Genomic DNA, 14,702 nt, shown 5'->3' on the forward strand with positions numbered 1-14,702 from the left:
GTGGCGACGATGGGAATCAAGTTCAACCAGGCAGGTCTCGTGGCAATCGGCGCAGCACTGGGCGTGGCCGCAAGCCTGCACTTCTCCGCGGTCGCCGACCGACAAGCCACGACGCTGCAGCTTCCCGTCGACGACTTGCGCCTCTTCAGCGAGGTGTTCGGGCGCATCAAGAGCGACTACGTCGAGCCCGTCGAGGACAAGAAGCTCCTCAAGGAAGCGATCAACGGAATGCTCACGGGGCTCGATCCCCACTCCGCCTTCCTCGACCAGGAGGCGTATCGCGACCTCCAGGTTGGCACGCAAGGTGAATTCGGCGGCCTCGGCATCGAAGTCGGCGCCGAAGACGGATTCGTGAAAGTCGTCGCGCCGATCGAAGACACGCCGGCGTTCCGCGCGGGCATCAAGGCGGGCGACCTCATCATCAAGCTCGACGACACTTCGCTCAAGGGTGTGAGCCTGTCGGATGCCGTGAAGAAGATGCGCGGCAAGCCCAACACCGAAGTTCGCCTCACGGTGTTGCGCAAGGACGAAGCGCAACCGCTCGACTTCGTGCTTCGACGCGACGTGATCCGCGTGAAGAGCGTGAAGGCCCGCATGCTCGAGCCGGGCTACGGCCTGGTCCGCATCACGCAATTCCAGGAGCACACGGGCGAGAACCTCGTCACCGCGGTGAACGATCTCTACAAGCAGTCGGGCGGCGAGATGAAGGGCCTCGTGCTCGACCTGCGCCTCAATCCCGGCGGGCTGCTCAATTCCGCAGTTGCCGTGTCCGCCGCATTCCTTCCGAAGAACGCGCTCGTCGTGTACACCGACGGCCGCACGGAAGACGCGCGCATGCGCCTGGTCGCGAGCAAGGAGAACTACGTTCGCGGTGCATTCAAGGACGACTACCTCGCGAAGATGCCCGCCGGTTCCAAGACCGTGCCGCTCGTCGTGCTTGTGAACGGCGCTTCCGCATCGGCTTCGGAAATCGTCGCCGGCGCGTTGCAGGACCACAAGCGCGCGACCATCATCGGCACGCAGACATTCGGCAAGGGCTCCGTGCAGACAATCCTGCCGCTGCCCAACAACCAGGCCGTGAAGCTCACGACCGCACGCTATTACACGCCGGGCGGCCGCTCGATCCAGGCGAAGGGCATCGCACCCGACCATGTGGTCGAAGACGCTGCCGAGAATCGCATCGTCCTGCGTGAAGTGGACCTGCAGCACCACCTCGCGGGCGAGGACGACAAGGAAGGCAAGGCCGCCAGGGATGCGAAGGCCGGCAAGCCGGCCGACAAGGTGATCGCGGGCACCACCAGCGGTCCCGGTGCCACCGCACCGCGCATCGCGCCGAAGGCGGCGCCCAAGGGCGACAAGGCGGCGGCCGAAAAGGTCGACCCCAATGCCAAGAAGGAAGACGTGCAGCTCAACGCCGCGCTCAACTTCCTGAAGGGCGTGCCCATCGCCCCGGCCCCGACCACCACGGCCGCGGTGAAGTAACGCGGCGGACGCCGTGGATGACCAACAGCGCCTTCGTTATAGCCGTCACCTACTGCTGAACGAGTTCGGCGAGGAAGCGCAGGAGCGCCTCCTTGCCGCCCACGCGCTGGTCCTCGGCGCAGGGGGCCTGGGCTCCTCCGCACTGCTCTACCTCGCATCGAGCGGCATCGGCCGCATCACCATCGTCGATGGCGACACCGTGGAGCTCACGAACCTGCAACGCCAGGTCGTGCATCGCAACGAATCGATTGGCGAGCCCAAGGCGCTCTCGGCTGCGGCCACGCTGCGCGCGATCAATCCCGATATCCGCGTCGATGCCCTCGTCGAACGCGTGGGTCCCGAACGGCTGGCCGCGCTCGTTCGCGATGCCGACGTGGTCCTCGATTGCTCTGACAACTTCGCCACGCGCCACGCGCTCAACCGCGCCTGCATCGCCGCGTCGAAACCGCTGGTGTCGGGGGCGGGCATCCGCTTCGATGGCCAGGTCGCGGTGTTCGACCTGCGCGAGGCCGGCGCGCCGTGCTACCACTGCCTGTTCCCGGAAACGGACGAATCCTGCGACGAGCGCTGCGCGACTCTCGGCGTTTTTGCGCCGTTGGTCGGCTTGATCGGCACGATGCAGGCCCAGGAAGCTATAAAGATCGTTGCGCGCATCGGCGAATCGCTCGCCGGGCGCCTGCTGATCTATGAGGCACTCGCGGCGCGCTGGCACGAAGTGCGCCTCGTGCGGGATCCACATTGCGCAGCCTGCGGCGTGAAGCGCGCCGTCGCTGCCTGAGGAAGGAGCCATGAACGTTGTTCGCGCAGTCGCGTTGATGATCGCCGTGGTGTCGGTGGGCGTCGCGTCGGGACAGACGCTCTACAAGCTCATCGACAAGAACGGCAAGATCACCTATTCGGAATCGCCGCCGAAAAACTTCGACGGCAAGGTGATTCGCATGGACATCGACCCCAACGCGAACTCGGCTACGCTCACCAAGCCCGGTGGTGGAGAGGGTGGCGGGGCTGCGTCGATCAAGGGCGACCTGAAGAAGGCGGAGAGCAAGCGCAAGGCAGCGGCCGAACGTGCGGCCGGGCTGCGCACCGAGCTCGAGGACGCGAAGAAGGAGCTCGAGGAGGCTCGCGCCAACCCGGGCGAGGAGAACATCACGTACGCCGGCATTGCCGGGAAGGGGACCAAGCCTGTGCTCACCGAGGCTTATCAGGAGAAACTCGCGGTGATGGAAAAGAACGTGAAGCTACTCGAGAAACAACTGGCGGAGGCTGAACGCGATGCGCGCTTATAGACTCATTTTCGCGACCCTGTTGGTCGCATGTCTTTCCGGACCCACGGCCGCGTGGGCTCAGTCGTCCTCGCAGCGGGTAGACGCGGCCATCATGGCCGTCGACGAGGCGCGTCGCGAGCTCCAGAGCGCGCAGAACAATCCCGGACCCGATGACTGGGTCATCGTCGGGGGCGGTCGTCGGGTGCCGTCGCCCGCGTACCAGGCCAAGCTCGAAGCGCTGGAAGCAAAGGTCAAGCGAGCCGAAGCGGCGCTCGAGGAAGCGAAGCGTGCTGCGCTCTGAGCGCTGCGGAATTGCCGCCGTGTTTGCGGCCCTGCTGGCGTTCCCCTTCGAAGTTCCCGCGCAAACGATGTACAAGCTCGTCGATCGCGCGGGCAAGGTCTCCTATAGCGACAAGGTCCCGAAGAATTTCGATGGGCAGGTGACGCCGATCGAAACGGATCCCGCGAACGTGCAGCCGGCGCCGCTGCCTGCTGCCAAGGGCGCGCCGAAAGGCACCGACGAACCCAAGGCGGACATGAACGCCAAGCGCCGCGCGCAGCGCGAGCGGCTCCAGGCGGCCATCGACGCCGCCCACGAGCGTCTCGACAAGGCGAAGGCGGCGCTCGCTTCGGGTGTCGACCCCAAGGAAGACGAGTACCAGACGATCCAGCAGAAGTACGACGGCAGTGCGAAGGCAGGCCCGCGCTCCAATTGCATGAAGCAGACGGGCGTGGACGGCAAGACGCTCTGGATCTGCCCGACGATCGTTCCGGGCGAGGCCTACCGCGATCGCATTGCCGCGCTCGAGGCCGAAGTGGCCGCAGCCGAGGCCGAGCTCACGCGCGCGCAGAACGAATACCGCCGCAACGTCGACTAGCCGCGCGCGGCTTCGGCGAGATCCCAGCGCGGGTGAACCGCGAATGCCTCGGCACCCCGCGCACCTGCGGGATGCTTGAGCGCAGCCGCGAAGGCGATCATCGCGCCGTTGTCGGTGCATAGCCTCAACGGGGGAAAGAACACTTCGCCGCCCTTGTCACGCACGGCTTGCACGAGACGCTCCCTCAAGCTCGCGTTCGCGCCGACGCCCCCGGCCACCACCAGGCGATCGAGGCCCTCGCGCGCCAGCGCAGCGAGGCATTTCGCGACCAGTACATCCACGACCGCGGCCTGGAACGAGGCGGCGAGATCCGCTCTCGCCTGCGCATCGGGTTCGCCGTGTTGCCTCAAGCGCGTGAGCACCGCGGTCTTCAGGCCGCTGAAGCTGAAGTCGAGGTCGGCGCTGCCGATCATCGGGCGTGGAAACGCAAAGCGGCGCGCATCGCCCTTTTCGGCGAGCTTCGCGAGCGCCGGTCCCCCGGGGTAGCCCAGGCCCAGCAACGTCGCGGTCTTGTCGAAGGCTTCGCCCGCCGCGTCATCGACCGTTTCTCCGAGCAGGGCATAGCGCCCCACGCCATCGACCCGCATCAACTGTGTGTGGCCCCCGGAGACAAGGAGGGCGGCGAAAGGAAATTCGGGTCGGGGCTCGGCCAGCAGCGGGGACAGCAGGTGGCCCTCGAGATGGTGGATTCCGACGACCGGCTTTCCGAGCGCCAGGCCCAGGCCGCTCGCGACCGAGGCGCCGACCAGGAGGGCGCCGGCGAGCCCGGGTCCCTGGGTGTAGGCGATCAGGTCGAGGGCCGAGAGCGGCTTGCCGGCCTGCCGCAAGGCGTCCTGGGTGAGCGGGATCAGCCGGCGGATATGGTCGCGCGAGGCGAGCTCCGGAACGACTCCGCCGTAGCGGGCATGCAGGTCAACCTGCGAATGCAGGGCTTCGCCGAGCAGGCCGCCGACGCTGTCGTAGAGCGCCACGCCGGTCTCGTCGCAGGAGGTCTCGATCCCGAGCACCAGCATGGGCCGCCGCAATCCTTTTCGTGAACGCAAAAGCCTGATATTATGCGTGGTTTTCGTCGTCAGACCCACCGTTTCAACAGGAAGCCGGACCCAAATGCCGATCATCCGTGTCAAGGAAAACGAACCTTTCGACGTCGCGCTGCGCCGCTTCAAGCGCGCGGTCGAAAAGACCGGGCTCCTCACCGAGCTGCGTGCTCGCGAGTTCTACGAAAAACCCACTGCAGAACGCAAGCGCAAGCACGCTGCGGCCGTGAAGCGCCGTTACAAGCGCATGCGCTCGCAGATGCTGCCGCCGAAGCTGTACTAAGCCCGGCCAGGATTGGACCCTCGCGGCGAGCCGGGCCCAGCGCCCCGCTCGCCGCGCTCATTTCCGAAGCCAGCCTCACGAACCTCGCCTCGCGGAGTCCCCATGGAATTGCGTGAACAGTTGAACGAGGACATCAAGGTGGCCATGAAGGCGCGCGAGGCCGACAAGCTCGCGGCGCTGCGCCTCCTGCTCTCCGCCGTGAAGCAGCGCGAGGTCGACGAGCGCATCACGCTCGACGCCGCCGGCGTGATCGGCGTCATCGAGAAGATGCTCAAGCAGCGCAAGGACTCGATCGAGCAGTTCGAGAAGGCCGGTCGCACGGATCTCGCCGACAAGGAAAAATTCGAAGTCGGCGTGCTCTCGGCGTACCTTCCGAAGCAGCTCTCGGACGCCGAGGTCGCGGCGATCATCGCCGAAGCGGTCACCGCCAGCGGCGCGACGTCGGCCGCGGACATGGGCAAGGTGATGGCGCTGGTGAAGCCCCGGGTGGCCGGCAAGGCCGACATGGGCAAGATCTCCGGGCTGGTCAAGGCGAAGCTCGCCGGCTGACCGAGCCTGTCTTTCCGAGCGAGCGGCGCGCCTATACTTCCCGCATGATCCCGCAGGACTTCATCCAGAACCTGCTCGGGCGCGTCGACATCGTCGACGTGATCGACAAGTACGTGAAGCTCAAGAAGTCGGGGTCGAATTTCTCCGCCTGCTGCCCGTTCCACAACGAGAAGACGCCGTCCTTCTCGGTAAGCCCCTCCAAGCAGTTCTATCACTGCTTTGGCTGCGGGGTTCACGGCAACGCGATCGGCTTCCTCATGGAGTACTCCGGGCAGACGTATCCGGACGCGATCCGCACGCTCGCCGAGTCCGTGGGCCTCGAAGTCCCTGAAGTTCGTTCGGGCCGCGAACGTCCGCAGGGCGCGCAGGCGCCGGGCCTGGCCGTGCTGATGATGGATGCGCTCAATCACTACCGGGCGCTGCTCAAGAAATCGCCGGTCGCGATCGAGTACCTCAAGAAGCGCGGACTCTCCGGCGAAATCGCGGCGCGCTACGGGCTGGGCTACGCGCCCGACGAATGGCAGGGACTCGAAGCGGTCTTCGCGGACTATCGCGACCCGGCGCTCAAGGACACGGGCCTCGTGATCGACAACGACCAGGGCAAGCGCTACGACCGTTTCCGCGGGCGCGTGATGTTCCCCATTCTCGATTCGCGCGGCAACGTGATCGGCTTCGGCGGCCGCGTGATCGGTGAGGGCGAACCCAAGTACCTCAACTCACCGGAGACGCCGCTCTTCGAAAAGGGCCGCGAGCTCTATGGCCTTTACCAGGCGCGCCGCGCGATCCGCGACGCGAATCTCGTGCTCGTTGTCGAGGGCTACATGGATGTCGTCGCGCTTGCGCAGCACGGCGTCGAGAATGCGGTCGCGACACTGGGCACGGCCACCACGCCCGTCCACGTGACCAAGCTCCTGAGGCTCGCCGACAACGTGGTGTTCTCCTTCGATGGCGACAACGCGGGCCGAAAGGCCGCGTGGCGCGCGCTCGAAGTTGCGCTTCCTGTACTTGCCGACGGCAAGGCCGTGAGCTTCCTCTTCCTGCCTTCCGAGGACGATCCCGATTCGTACGTGCGCAAGCATGGGCGCGACGCCTTCATGAAGGTCCTCGACGAAGCCCGGCCGCTTTCGCAATTCCTGTTCAGCGAGCTCGCGTCGCGCGTCGACATGACGACCGAGGAAGGCCGGGCGCGGTTCGTCTCGCTGGCCAAGCCCCTGGTCACCCAGGTGCAGGCACCCGCGCTGGCCGTGATGCTGCGGCGACGCATGGGTGAGCTGGCGGGCCTTTCCGAATCCGAACTGCAGGAGCTCGTACCCACGACCGCGCAGGCCCGGAAGCCGGCGGCCGCGCCTGCGCGCACCTCGCGCGCGGCCCGGACCCTTGAATTGAAGCTTCTCGCCCGCATTCTTTCGCAGCCTGCCCTTTCGGCGGCCGTCCCGGACGAAGTCCTGGGCGGGCATGGGTCCGAAACCGGGGCGTTGCGCGCCGTGGTCGGCTACCTCAAGGGAGCCGGGAAGTCGGCAAACCTCGGGCAAGTGAGTGAGTACTTCAAGGGTTCCGAGCACCAGGACACCCTGGACGAGGCGTTGGGGGAGAAGCTCCTCGAGCAGGCCGAAGGACCGGGGCTGGATCTCGAAGCCGAGGTCCTTGATCTGGTGGAGAAACTTGGGGCCGAGCGAAAGACCCGGCGCCTCAAGGAGCTGGCCAAATCGGGCCAGATGACCACTGAAGAACTTGCCGAATTCCAGCTCCTCTCTGCCTGGCAGAGACAAGCAAAGTCGGGGAATCAGGACCCCGAATCGCGGTCAAAAGTTTGATATAATTGATGGTTTTCCCGGCCGCTCCTGATATTCGCGTGAGCGGCCGAATCGCCTCGGGGGCCCGCGCGTGAAGAAATCCAGCAACGAGCATCACAAGGTCGAGGTCAAGCTCGCTGAGGTGGAAGCGCAGAAGAAGCGCCTGAAGAACCTCATCGTCCTGGGCAAGGACCGCGGTTACCTCACCTACGCCGAAATCAACGACCACCTGCCCGACGACCTGACGGAAGCCGAGCAGATCGAAGGCGTCGTGACGATGCTCGCGGACATGGGCATCACCGTGTTCGACGAAGCGCCGGATGCCGAGCAGCTCCTCATGACGGAGTCGACGCCCCCCGTGGCCGACGAAACCGTCCTCGAGGAAGCCGAAGAAGCGCTGTCCCTCACCGTCGACTCCGAATTCGGCCGCACCACGGACCCTGTGCGCATGTACATGCGCGAGATGGGCTCGGTGGAGCTGCTCACGCGCGAAGGCGAAATCGAAATCGCCAAGCGGATCGAAGACGGCCTGAAGCACATGATCCACGCGATCTCGTCGTGCCCGACGACGATCGAGGAAATCCTTCGCCTGGCCGACCTCGTCGAACGCGACGAGATGCGCATCGACGAGCTCGTCGACGGCCTGGTCGATCCCGACGAGGATGAAGTCGTCGAGGAAGAGATCGTCGAGGAAGAAGAGGAAGAGCTCGAGGAAGAAGCCGATGCCGATGAGGATGGCGACATCGCGAGCGCCGACCTCGAACAGCTCAAGCAGGACTCGCTCGTCCACTTCAACAAGATCCGCCGCCTGTACAAGCGGATGAAGAAGGTGCTCTCCGAGAAGGGCTACCGTTCGCGCGCGTACAAGGACCTCCAGGACTCGATCTCCACCGAGCTGCTGGCGATCCGCTTCACCGCGAAGCAGGTCGAGCATCTCTGCAACGGTCTTCGCCACCTCGTCGAGCGCGTCCGCTCGCACGAGCGCGAGATCATGGAGCTTTGCACGCGCAATTCCGGCATGCCGCGCGCGCACTTCATCAAGACGTTCCCGGGCAACGAGACGAACCTCAAGTGGGTCGGCGAAGAGATCGCCTCCGGCAAGGTGTTCGCCAAGGCGCTCGACCGCTTCCGTCCCGCGGTGATCGAGCAGCAGGACCTGCTGATCGCGCTGCAGAAGGAAGTCGGCATCCCGATCAAGGACCTGAAGGAAATCGCGCGCCAGATGTCGACGGGCGAAGCGAAGGCGCGGCGTGCGAAGCGCGAAATGATCGAGGCCAACCTGCGCCTCGTGATCTCGATCGCGAAGAAATACACGAACCGCGGCCTGCAGTTCCTGGACCTCATCCAGGAAGGCAACATCGGCCTCATGAAGGCGGTCGACAAGTTCGAATACCGCCGCGGCTACAAATTCTCCACGTACGCGACGTGGTGGATCCGCCAGGCCATCACGCGGAGCATTGCAGACCAAGCCCGCACGATCCGCATCCCGGTGCACATGATCGAGACGATCAACAAGATGAACCGCATCTCGCGGCAGATCCTGCAGGAGACGGGCCAGGAGCCCGATCCCGCGACGCTCGCCGTGAAGATGGAAATGCCGGAAGAGAAGATCCGCAAGATCCTCAAGATCTCCAAGGAGCCCATCTCCATGGAGACGCCGATCGGCGACGACGACGATTCGCATCTTGGCGACTTCATCGAAGACCAGACCGGCCTCGCGCCCGCGGATTCCGCGCTCTACGCGAGCCTGCGCGAAGCGACCAAGGACGTTCTCGATTCGCTCACGCCGCGCGAAGCGAAGGTGCTGCGCATGCGCTTCGGCATCGAGATGAACACGGACCACACGCTCGAGGAAGTCGGCAAGCAGTTCGACGTCACTCGCGAGCGCATCCGGCAGATAGAGGCGAAAGCGCTGCGCAAGCTCCGGCACCCGTCGCGCTCCGAGAAGCTGCGAAGCTTCCTCGAAGGCGAGTCCTAAAAGAAAAGCCCGCTTCGGCGGGCTTTTTTATTTCCCCAGCATCGCGTTCATGTGGCGCAATCGCTCCGCGATTCCGCGCAGGAGCGCCAGGGCGAACGCCGGCTCCTTCTTCACCACTTCGACGAGGGCCGCGCGATCGATCGCGATGAGCTCGCTTTCCTCGACCGCGCCGGCACGTGCGGTGCGCGGCGACTGGTCCACGACGGCCATCTCGCCGAACGTGCCGCCGGGCCCGACCATCTCGACGATGTGCCCGCCCACCGCGATGGCGATGCGGCCGCTTTTCACGAGGTACATGAAGGTCCCGGCCTGGCCTTCCTTCATGATGATCGACTCGCGGCCGTAGCGCGCCACCGCACTCCTCGGCAGCGCAGCCTCGAGGCGCGTGACCAGTTCAGGTTCGAAGACGGTGGCCTCGCGTGCCTTGGCGCCCGGTGCGACGGGACGCGAGGCGAGCCGCGCGGCGATGAAGCGCAGCCGGTCGTACATCACGCTGGCGAGCATGAGCGCGAACGGCGGGTCGCGCGCGATGGCCGCTTCGAGTTCCGTCGCGTCCATCGAATGAACGATGCACGGCCCGCGCGCGGTCGCGGTCGCGCTGCGAGGGCGGCCCGTGATGACGGCCATTTCGCCGACGATCTCGCCCACGTTCACGATGTCGAGCGAGCGCGAGCCGATCGTGAGGCTCACCTGGCCTTCATCGACGAAATACATCCGGCTTGCCGCGCGCATCGAGAGCAGGCCACCGCGCGAGGCGGCATCGTCCTCGACGAACAGCGTCTTGCCGTCGTCGAAGCGCTCCTCGCGGCCCGACGCCTTGAATACGCGGCGAGCGGCTTCGGCATTGTAGAAGCGGCTGTTGGCCGCCTTGAAGGGTGCGGAAGCCGCGGGCACTTCGGCCGCGGGCTTCGTGAAATCCATGTCGTCCATGGGTGGAAGATAGCCGATTGCTAGAATGCGGGCCAATCGCGGTCTTTCGCGAGGGCCTGTAGCTCAGGTGGTTAGAGCAGGGGACTCATAATCCCTTGGTCCCTGGTTCGAATCCAGGCGGGCCCACCACCATCCCTAGCGAACGATCAGGACGGGCACTTTCGTCGAGGCGATGATCTTCGTGGCGTTGGAGCCCATCGCGAGGTTCGCGAGCGCGCTGTGGCCGTGCGAACCCATGACGATGAGGTCGATGCCGTTGGCCGCGACGAAGCGCGCGACTTCCTCGGCCACCTCTCCGGACACCCAGGACGACTGGTAGGGGACTTTGGCAGCGGCCAGCTCGGATTCGGCAACCGCCAGCGCCTTGAGGCATTCCTCGCGCATGTAGGCATCCACTGCGCCCTTGCCGACGATGGCCGCGGCGCGATTGAGCGGCATCGGCGCGTGGACATTGAGCAGGGAGACCGTCGGCTTCTCGGCGAACCAGTGCAGGTGGGCGACCAGGTGCTTCGCGGCACGGCGCGTGTGTTCGGAACCGTCGGCGGCAAGCAGGATCTTCATCGAGCGTGGACTCCAGGTGGCGGTATGGGGCGGGCACCATTGTAGGGGACGCCTGCGCCGCTGCCTTGCCCGCTATCATGGATTCCATGCCCGAATCGCTGCCCGTGCCGCAGCCCCCCGAGCGCGAAGCCGCGCCCCCCGGGCCTATCCGCGACATCTCCGCGGACAAGCGGCGCTCGTGGCTGCTCGTCAACGCGATGACGTTGGTCTTCATCGTGATCGCCGTGGCGGGCGGGTGGACCTACCTGCAGGTGCGCGGGTCCTTGCGCGAAATGCGGACCGCGGGCCTGACCTCGCTCGTCGAGTCCGAGTCGCGCGCCGTGCTGATCTGGATCGACGAGAAAAAGCGCGACGCCCTGCGCTGGGCCTCGACGGCGCAGGTGCGGCGACCCGCGGCGGAGCTCGCGGCCATGGCGCGCAGAGGCGACGATTCGCGAACGATTTGCGCGGCCCCCGCGCAGCGCGCCTTGCGCGCGGAACTCGCGCCCTTCACCTCGATCGAGGAAACCGCGGCTTTCCATCTCATCACCCGCGATGGCCTGATTCTCGCCTCGCAGTTCGAGGAGAACTGCGGGCGACGCATCGCCAGCGCCGACCTCATCGCTCGCCTCGCGCCCGTGTTCTCCCGGCGCCCGGTCTTCATCCCGCCCTGGTTCGAGACCGATCGCATGGGCCTTTCCGGCGCGCTCGACGTACACCACCCGCTCGACTGGGTCGAAGCGCCGGTGCTGGGCGACCAGGGCGAGGTGTTCGCGGCACTCGGGTTCGGACGCTATACCTCGCAGGGTTTCGCGAAGCTCATGTCGATCTCTGCGCCCGACACCACGCGCGAAGCGTATGCGTTCGACGTGCGCGGATTGATGCTGAGCGAGAGCCGCTACACGCCCGCGTTGCGGGAGGCGGGCCGGCTCGGCCAGGACGAATCGAGCGTGCTCAGGATCGAGGTGCGCGATCCGACCGACGAGAAGCACCCGCTCACGAGCCTCGCGCGACAGGCGCTCGATGGATTCGATGTCGGCGAGATCTCGGGCGCGATCGTCGAGCCCTATCGCAACTATCGCGGCGTCATGGTGATCGGCGCGTGGCGCCGCCTGGTGGAAAAGCGCCTGGTGATCGCGGTCGAGATCGAGGCCGCGGAAGCGTTTGCGCCGTTGCAGCACGTGCAGATCGCGTTCGGCGCGTTGCTGGCACTTGCGCTGGCCTCGACGATTGCCGCGGGCGCACTGTCGCTCGTCGCGATCCGGCTGCGCATGCGCGAAGCGCGGCGCGTGGGCGCCTATGTGATCGAGGGTCGCATCGGTGGTGGTGGCATGAGCGATGTCTATCGCGCACGGCACGCTCTCCTCAAGCGGCCCGCGGCCGTGAAGGTGCTCAAGGGCCACCTCGCGAGCGATGAAGTCACGACGCGCTTCGAGCGCGAAGCGCGGCTGTGCAGCCGGCTCACCCATCCGAACACGATCGAGATCTTCGACTTCGGCCGCACGCGCGACGGCCAGCCGTACTACGCGATGGAATACCTGCGCGGCGTCTCGCTCGAGGATCTCGTCGCGCGCGACGGGCCGCAACCGGTCGCGCGAACCATTCACCTGATGCGCCAGGCGTGCGGGTCCCTTCGCGAAGCGCACGGGCTGGGCCTTGTCCACCGCGACATCAAGCCGCAGAACCTCATGCTGTGCGTGCAGGGCGGGAGCTTCGACCTGCTGAAGGTCGTGGACTTCGGGCTCGTGAAGGAAACGCGCGACACCGACACGCGCGACATCACGCAATACGCGAAGGTGCTGGGGACGCCGCTCTACATGGCGCCCGAGCGCCTGCGCAATCCCGCGGATGCGGACGCGCGTTCGGACATCTATGGACTCGCGGCGGTGGCGGCCTTCCTGCTGACGGGACGCCGCCTCTTCGAAGCGGCAACCGAGCACGATCTCATCCACCAGGTGCTCGACACCGTCGCGCCGACGCCGACGCAGCAGGGTGCTCGCGACGTTCCCGCGGAACTCGAAGCGCTCATTGCCCGCAGCCTCTCCAAGGATCGCGAGGCGCGGCCCGCGAGCATCGCGGAGTTCGACCACGTGCTGGCCGAGCTCGCGACGCGCCATCCCTGGAGCGAAGAGGAAGCGCGCGCGTGGTGGGAATCGCGCGCGTCAGCGCTCGCCGTCGACTGGCAGGACCCACCGCCTTCAGCGCCCTAGGGGCGCGAGCACATCACGGTGCCGTTGGGGCTCCAGCCGTCGCGAATCGTCTCGCGCATTTCCGAGGCGCTGGTCGTGAAGCGGTGGTTGGAGTCGTTGCGCACGAAGCCGTTGTTGTAGGCGCGATCCACTGCGATCAAACCATCCGGACAAGCACCGCTCGCGTCGGGGCGGATGTGGAATGCCGTGCCCTCGTACCACCAGCCTCCAACCACGCGCAGCCATGCGCATTCCGCGGCGTTCGCCGTGTAGAAGTGCGAATTGGGCCCGCCCGCATACGCGCCATAGAAGCGGCACACGGGGCTGGTCCCTGCGTCGGCCGGTGGCGAGGTGAGCCAGGCCTTGAACGTGGATCCGGTCGCCTCCCAGGCACCCGCGCCACCGCCGCGCACCCACTCGGCCTCGGCGGGATTGCCCGTGATGAAGTAATGGTCCAGCCCCGGGTGATAGAACTCCACGACGAGCGTCTCGCCGTTGGTGAGCGCGAAGGGAACGTGGCGATCGATCGTGAGCATGTCGCCCGTGCCTCCCGTGACGGTCAGCATGCGGATCAGGCGAGCCATGGCCGTGGGATCGGACTCCACGCCCAGGTACGCATTGAGGAACGCGACGGTCCAGGTGAAGACGTCCGCGCGCATGTCCTGGCGGTATTCGTGCTGCACGCCTTCGAGCTCGACCAGGTAGCGCGAGCCGCCGAAGCGATTCACGGCTTCACGAGTCAGGCCGATTGGCGCGGTGGTGTCGGCCGTTCCCGCGATCGCCATGTAGGGATTGGTCATCGACTCCACGCCCTGCTGGTCGTCGCAAAACGCCGGCATGAACGATTGCCCCATGTAGGGGACGAGCCCGACGGTGGCGCGGATGCGCGGGTCCTTGTGCGTATCGCGGCAGGCCCGCGACAGGCTCTGCGAAAGCTTCGCGCCCATCGTGTTCGCCAGCGCCTGGCCCCCGAGGCTGATGCCGAAGCCGCCGATGCGCGACGCATCGATGGCCGACGCGAAGCCCGGGTGGGCAAGCAAGTGGTCGATGAGGGCCGAGATGGCGAGCGGCCGCATCAGCTCCATCTCGACGAACTCGTCGAAGCGCGTGAGAAGGAAAGTGACGTCGTCGAGATTCTCGAGGCGGATGCGCGAGAAGCGCGCGTCGCCGTGGAAGGCCGCGCCCACGACGTACCCGTGCGACGCGAGCTCGACCATCGCGTCGATGTAGTTGGGGCTGATCGGGCTGCCGCCCAAGCCGTGCGAGAAGACGATGAACGGGAAGCGGCCCGGTGCGAGCTTGGGCGCCGTGGACGCGGGCTGCATGTGCGGCACGCGGTCGCCCGTCTGGGGCAGGACGTAGTCGGGGTCCGTGTTCGTGGCGGGCGTCGGGAAGCAGACGATTCCCACGTGGGGAACGGCCGTGCCCCCGTACTGCGGAAACTGGCCGCCGTTGGGAACCACGACATCGAAGCGGACGGCGGTGGTCGGTGACGCAAGGATCTGCGAGATGTACCGGAGCTGGCCGTTCGCCGGTTTGCCTTCCCAGAAATCCTCGGGAGGCGTTCCGTATTGCGCGATGAGCGCCGGGTCCTGTGCGACGTTGGAGCAGGCGACGCGATGGGCGCCCGTGCCGATCGGGTTGACGGTGCGGTCGTGGTTCGAGGCGGCGGCGGAAAATGCCGTGCACGCAATGAGTGCAGCGAGGGAGTGCTTCAGGATCGTCATGGATTGCAGAGTAGAATCAGCCCGGTTTTTGTAAAAAGGTCGGTACACGAC

14 protein-coding genes and 1 tRNA gene are annotated in these 14,702 nt (G+C 66.1%); 11 read left to right on the top strand and 4 right to left on the bottom strand.

The features are described 5' to 3' along the window. Positions 1–9: 9 nt before the first annotated feature. From DSM104440_RS03585 to DSM104440_RS03605, 5 genes are read left to right on the top strand one after another with little or no spacing between them, the layout of a single operon-like run. Positions 10–1,482 (top strand): S41 family peptidase, encoded by a 1,473-nt coding sequence (locus DSM104440_RS03585; RefSeq protein WP_171160639.1) that lies wholly within the window; start codon positions 10–12, stop codon positions 1,480–1,482. Positions 1,483–1,495: 13 nt separating this feature from the next. Continuing rightward, entirely contained in the window at positions 1,496–2,260 is a 765-nt protein-coding gene (locus DSM104440_RS03590) for a HesA/MoeB/ThiF family protein (RefSeq protein ID WP_171160640.1), read from the top strand. A 10-nt stretch (positions 2,261–2,270) separates the two neighbouring features. Beyond that, entirely contained in the window at positions 2,271–2,768 is a 498-nt protein-coding gene (locus tag DSM104440_RS03595) for a DUF4124 domain-containing protein (protein WP_171160641.1), read from the top strand. Further along, positions 2,755–3,048, top strand: coding sequence for a hypothetical protein (locus DSM104440_RS03600; RefSeq protein WP_171160642.1), 294 nt, complete (start codon positions 2,755–2,757; stop codon positions 3,046–3,048). Before DSM104440_RS03595 ends, DSM104440_RS03600 begins: the two co-directional genes overlap by 14 nt. After that, entirely contained in the window at positions 3,035–3,625 is a 591-nt protein-coding gene (locus tag DSM104440_RS03605) for a DUF4124 domain-containing protein (protein ID WP_171160644.1), read from the top strand. Before DSM104440_RS03600 ends, DSM104440_RS03605 begins: the two co-directional genes overlap by 14 nt. Here DSM104440_RS03605 and tsaD read toward each other — a convergent pair. After that, positions 3,622–4,638 carry a tRNA (adenosine(37)-N6)-threonylcarbamoyltransferase complex transferase subunit TsaD gene (gene tsaD, locus DSM104440_RS03610; RefSeq protein WP_171160646.1) on the bottom strand — a complete coding sequence of 339 codons (1,017 nt, stop codon included), beginning with the start codon at positions 4,636–4,638 and terminating at the stop codon, positions 3,622–3,624. The two genes, DSM104440_RS03605 and tsaD, sit on opposite strands and share 4 nt — an antisense overlap. Before the next feature lie 94 nt (positions 4,639–4,732). On the opposite strand from tsaD, the gene rpsU reads away from it, so the two are divergent. From rpsU to rpoD, 4 genes are all read left to right on the top strand, one after another. Continuing rightward, entirely contained in the window at positions 4,733–4,945 is a 213-nt protein-coding gene (gene rpsU / locus DSM104440_RS03615) for a 30S ribosomal protein S21 (RefSeq protein WP_171160648.1), read from the top strand. 102 nt (positions 4,946–5,047) lie between these two features. Continuing rightward, on the top strand, positions 5,048–5,494 hold the full coding sequence (locus DSM104440_RS03620; RefSeq protein ID WP_171160650.1) for a GatB/YqeY domain-containing protein: 447 nt from the start codon (positions 5,048–5,050) through the stop codon (positions 5,492–5,494). A gap of 44 nt (positions 5,495–5,538) precedes the next feature. Continuing rightward, positions 5,539–7,308: a DNA primase gene (dnaG, locus tag DSM104440_RS03625; protein ID WP_171160653.1), complete on the top strand. Its 1,770-nt coding sequence runs from the start codon at positions 5,539–5,541 to the stop codon at positions 7,306–7,308. Positions 7,309–7,378: 70 nt separating this feature from the next. Continuing rightward, complete coding sequence (rpoD, locus tag DSM104440_RS03630; protein ID WP_171160654.1) at positions 7,379–9,265, top strand: RNA polymerase sigma factor RpoD; 1,887 nt, start codon at positions 7,379–7,381, stop codon at positions 9,263–9,265. A 27-nt stretch (positions 9,266–9,292) separates the two neighbouring features. On the opposite strand, the gene DSM104440_RS03635 is transcribed toward rpoD, so the two are convergent. Further along, a complete protein-coding gene (locus DSM104440_RS03635; protein WP_171160656.1) occupies positions 9,293–10,195 on the bottom strand; it encodes a Crp/Fnr family transcriptional regulator in 903 nt (300 codons plus the stop codon). Positions 10,196–10,247: 52 nt separating this feature from the next. Here DSM104440_RS03635 and DSM104440_RS03640 point away from each other — a divergent pair. After that, positions 10,248–10,324, top strand: a tRNA-Ile gene (locus DSM104440_RS03640). A gap of 6 nt (positions 10,325–10,330) precedes the next feature. Here DSM104440_RS03640 and DSM104440_RS03645 read toward each other — a convergent pair. Then, positions 10,331–10,756 (bottom strand): universal stress protein, encoded by a 426-nt coding sequence (locus DSM104440_RS03645; protein WP_171160658.1) that lies wholly within the window; start codon positions 10,754–10,756, stop codon positions 10,331–10,333. Positions 10,757–10,842: 86 nt separating this feature from the next. Here DSM104440_RS03645 and DSM104440_RS03650 point away from each other — a divergent pair, with 86 nt between their 5' ends. Next, on the top strand, positions 10,843–12,945 hold the full coding sequence (locus DSM104440_RS03650; RefSeq protein ID WP_171160660.1) for a serine/threonine-protein kinase: 2,103 nt from the start codon (positions 10,843–10,845) through the stop codon (positions 12,943–12,945). Here the strand turns inward: DSM104440_RS03650 and DSM104440_RS03655 are convergent. Continuing rightward, positions 12,942–14,651: an alpha/beta hydrolase gene (locus tag DSM104440_RS03655; protein ID WP_171160662.1), complete on the bottom strand. Its 1,710-nt coding sequence runs from the start codon at positions 14,649–14,651 to the stop codon at positions 12,942–12,944. The genes DSM104440_RS03650 and DSM104440_RS03655 overlap by 4 nt on opposite strands. Positions 14,652–14,702: the final 51 nt, after the last annotated feature.

Source organism: Usitatibacter palustris, assembly GCF_013003985.1.
Classification (GTDB): Bacteria; Pseudomonadota; Gammaproteobacteria; order Burkholderiales; family Usitatibacteraceae; genus Usitatibacter; species Usitatibacter palustris.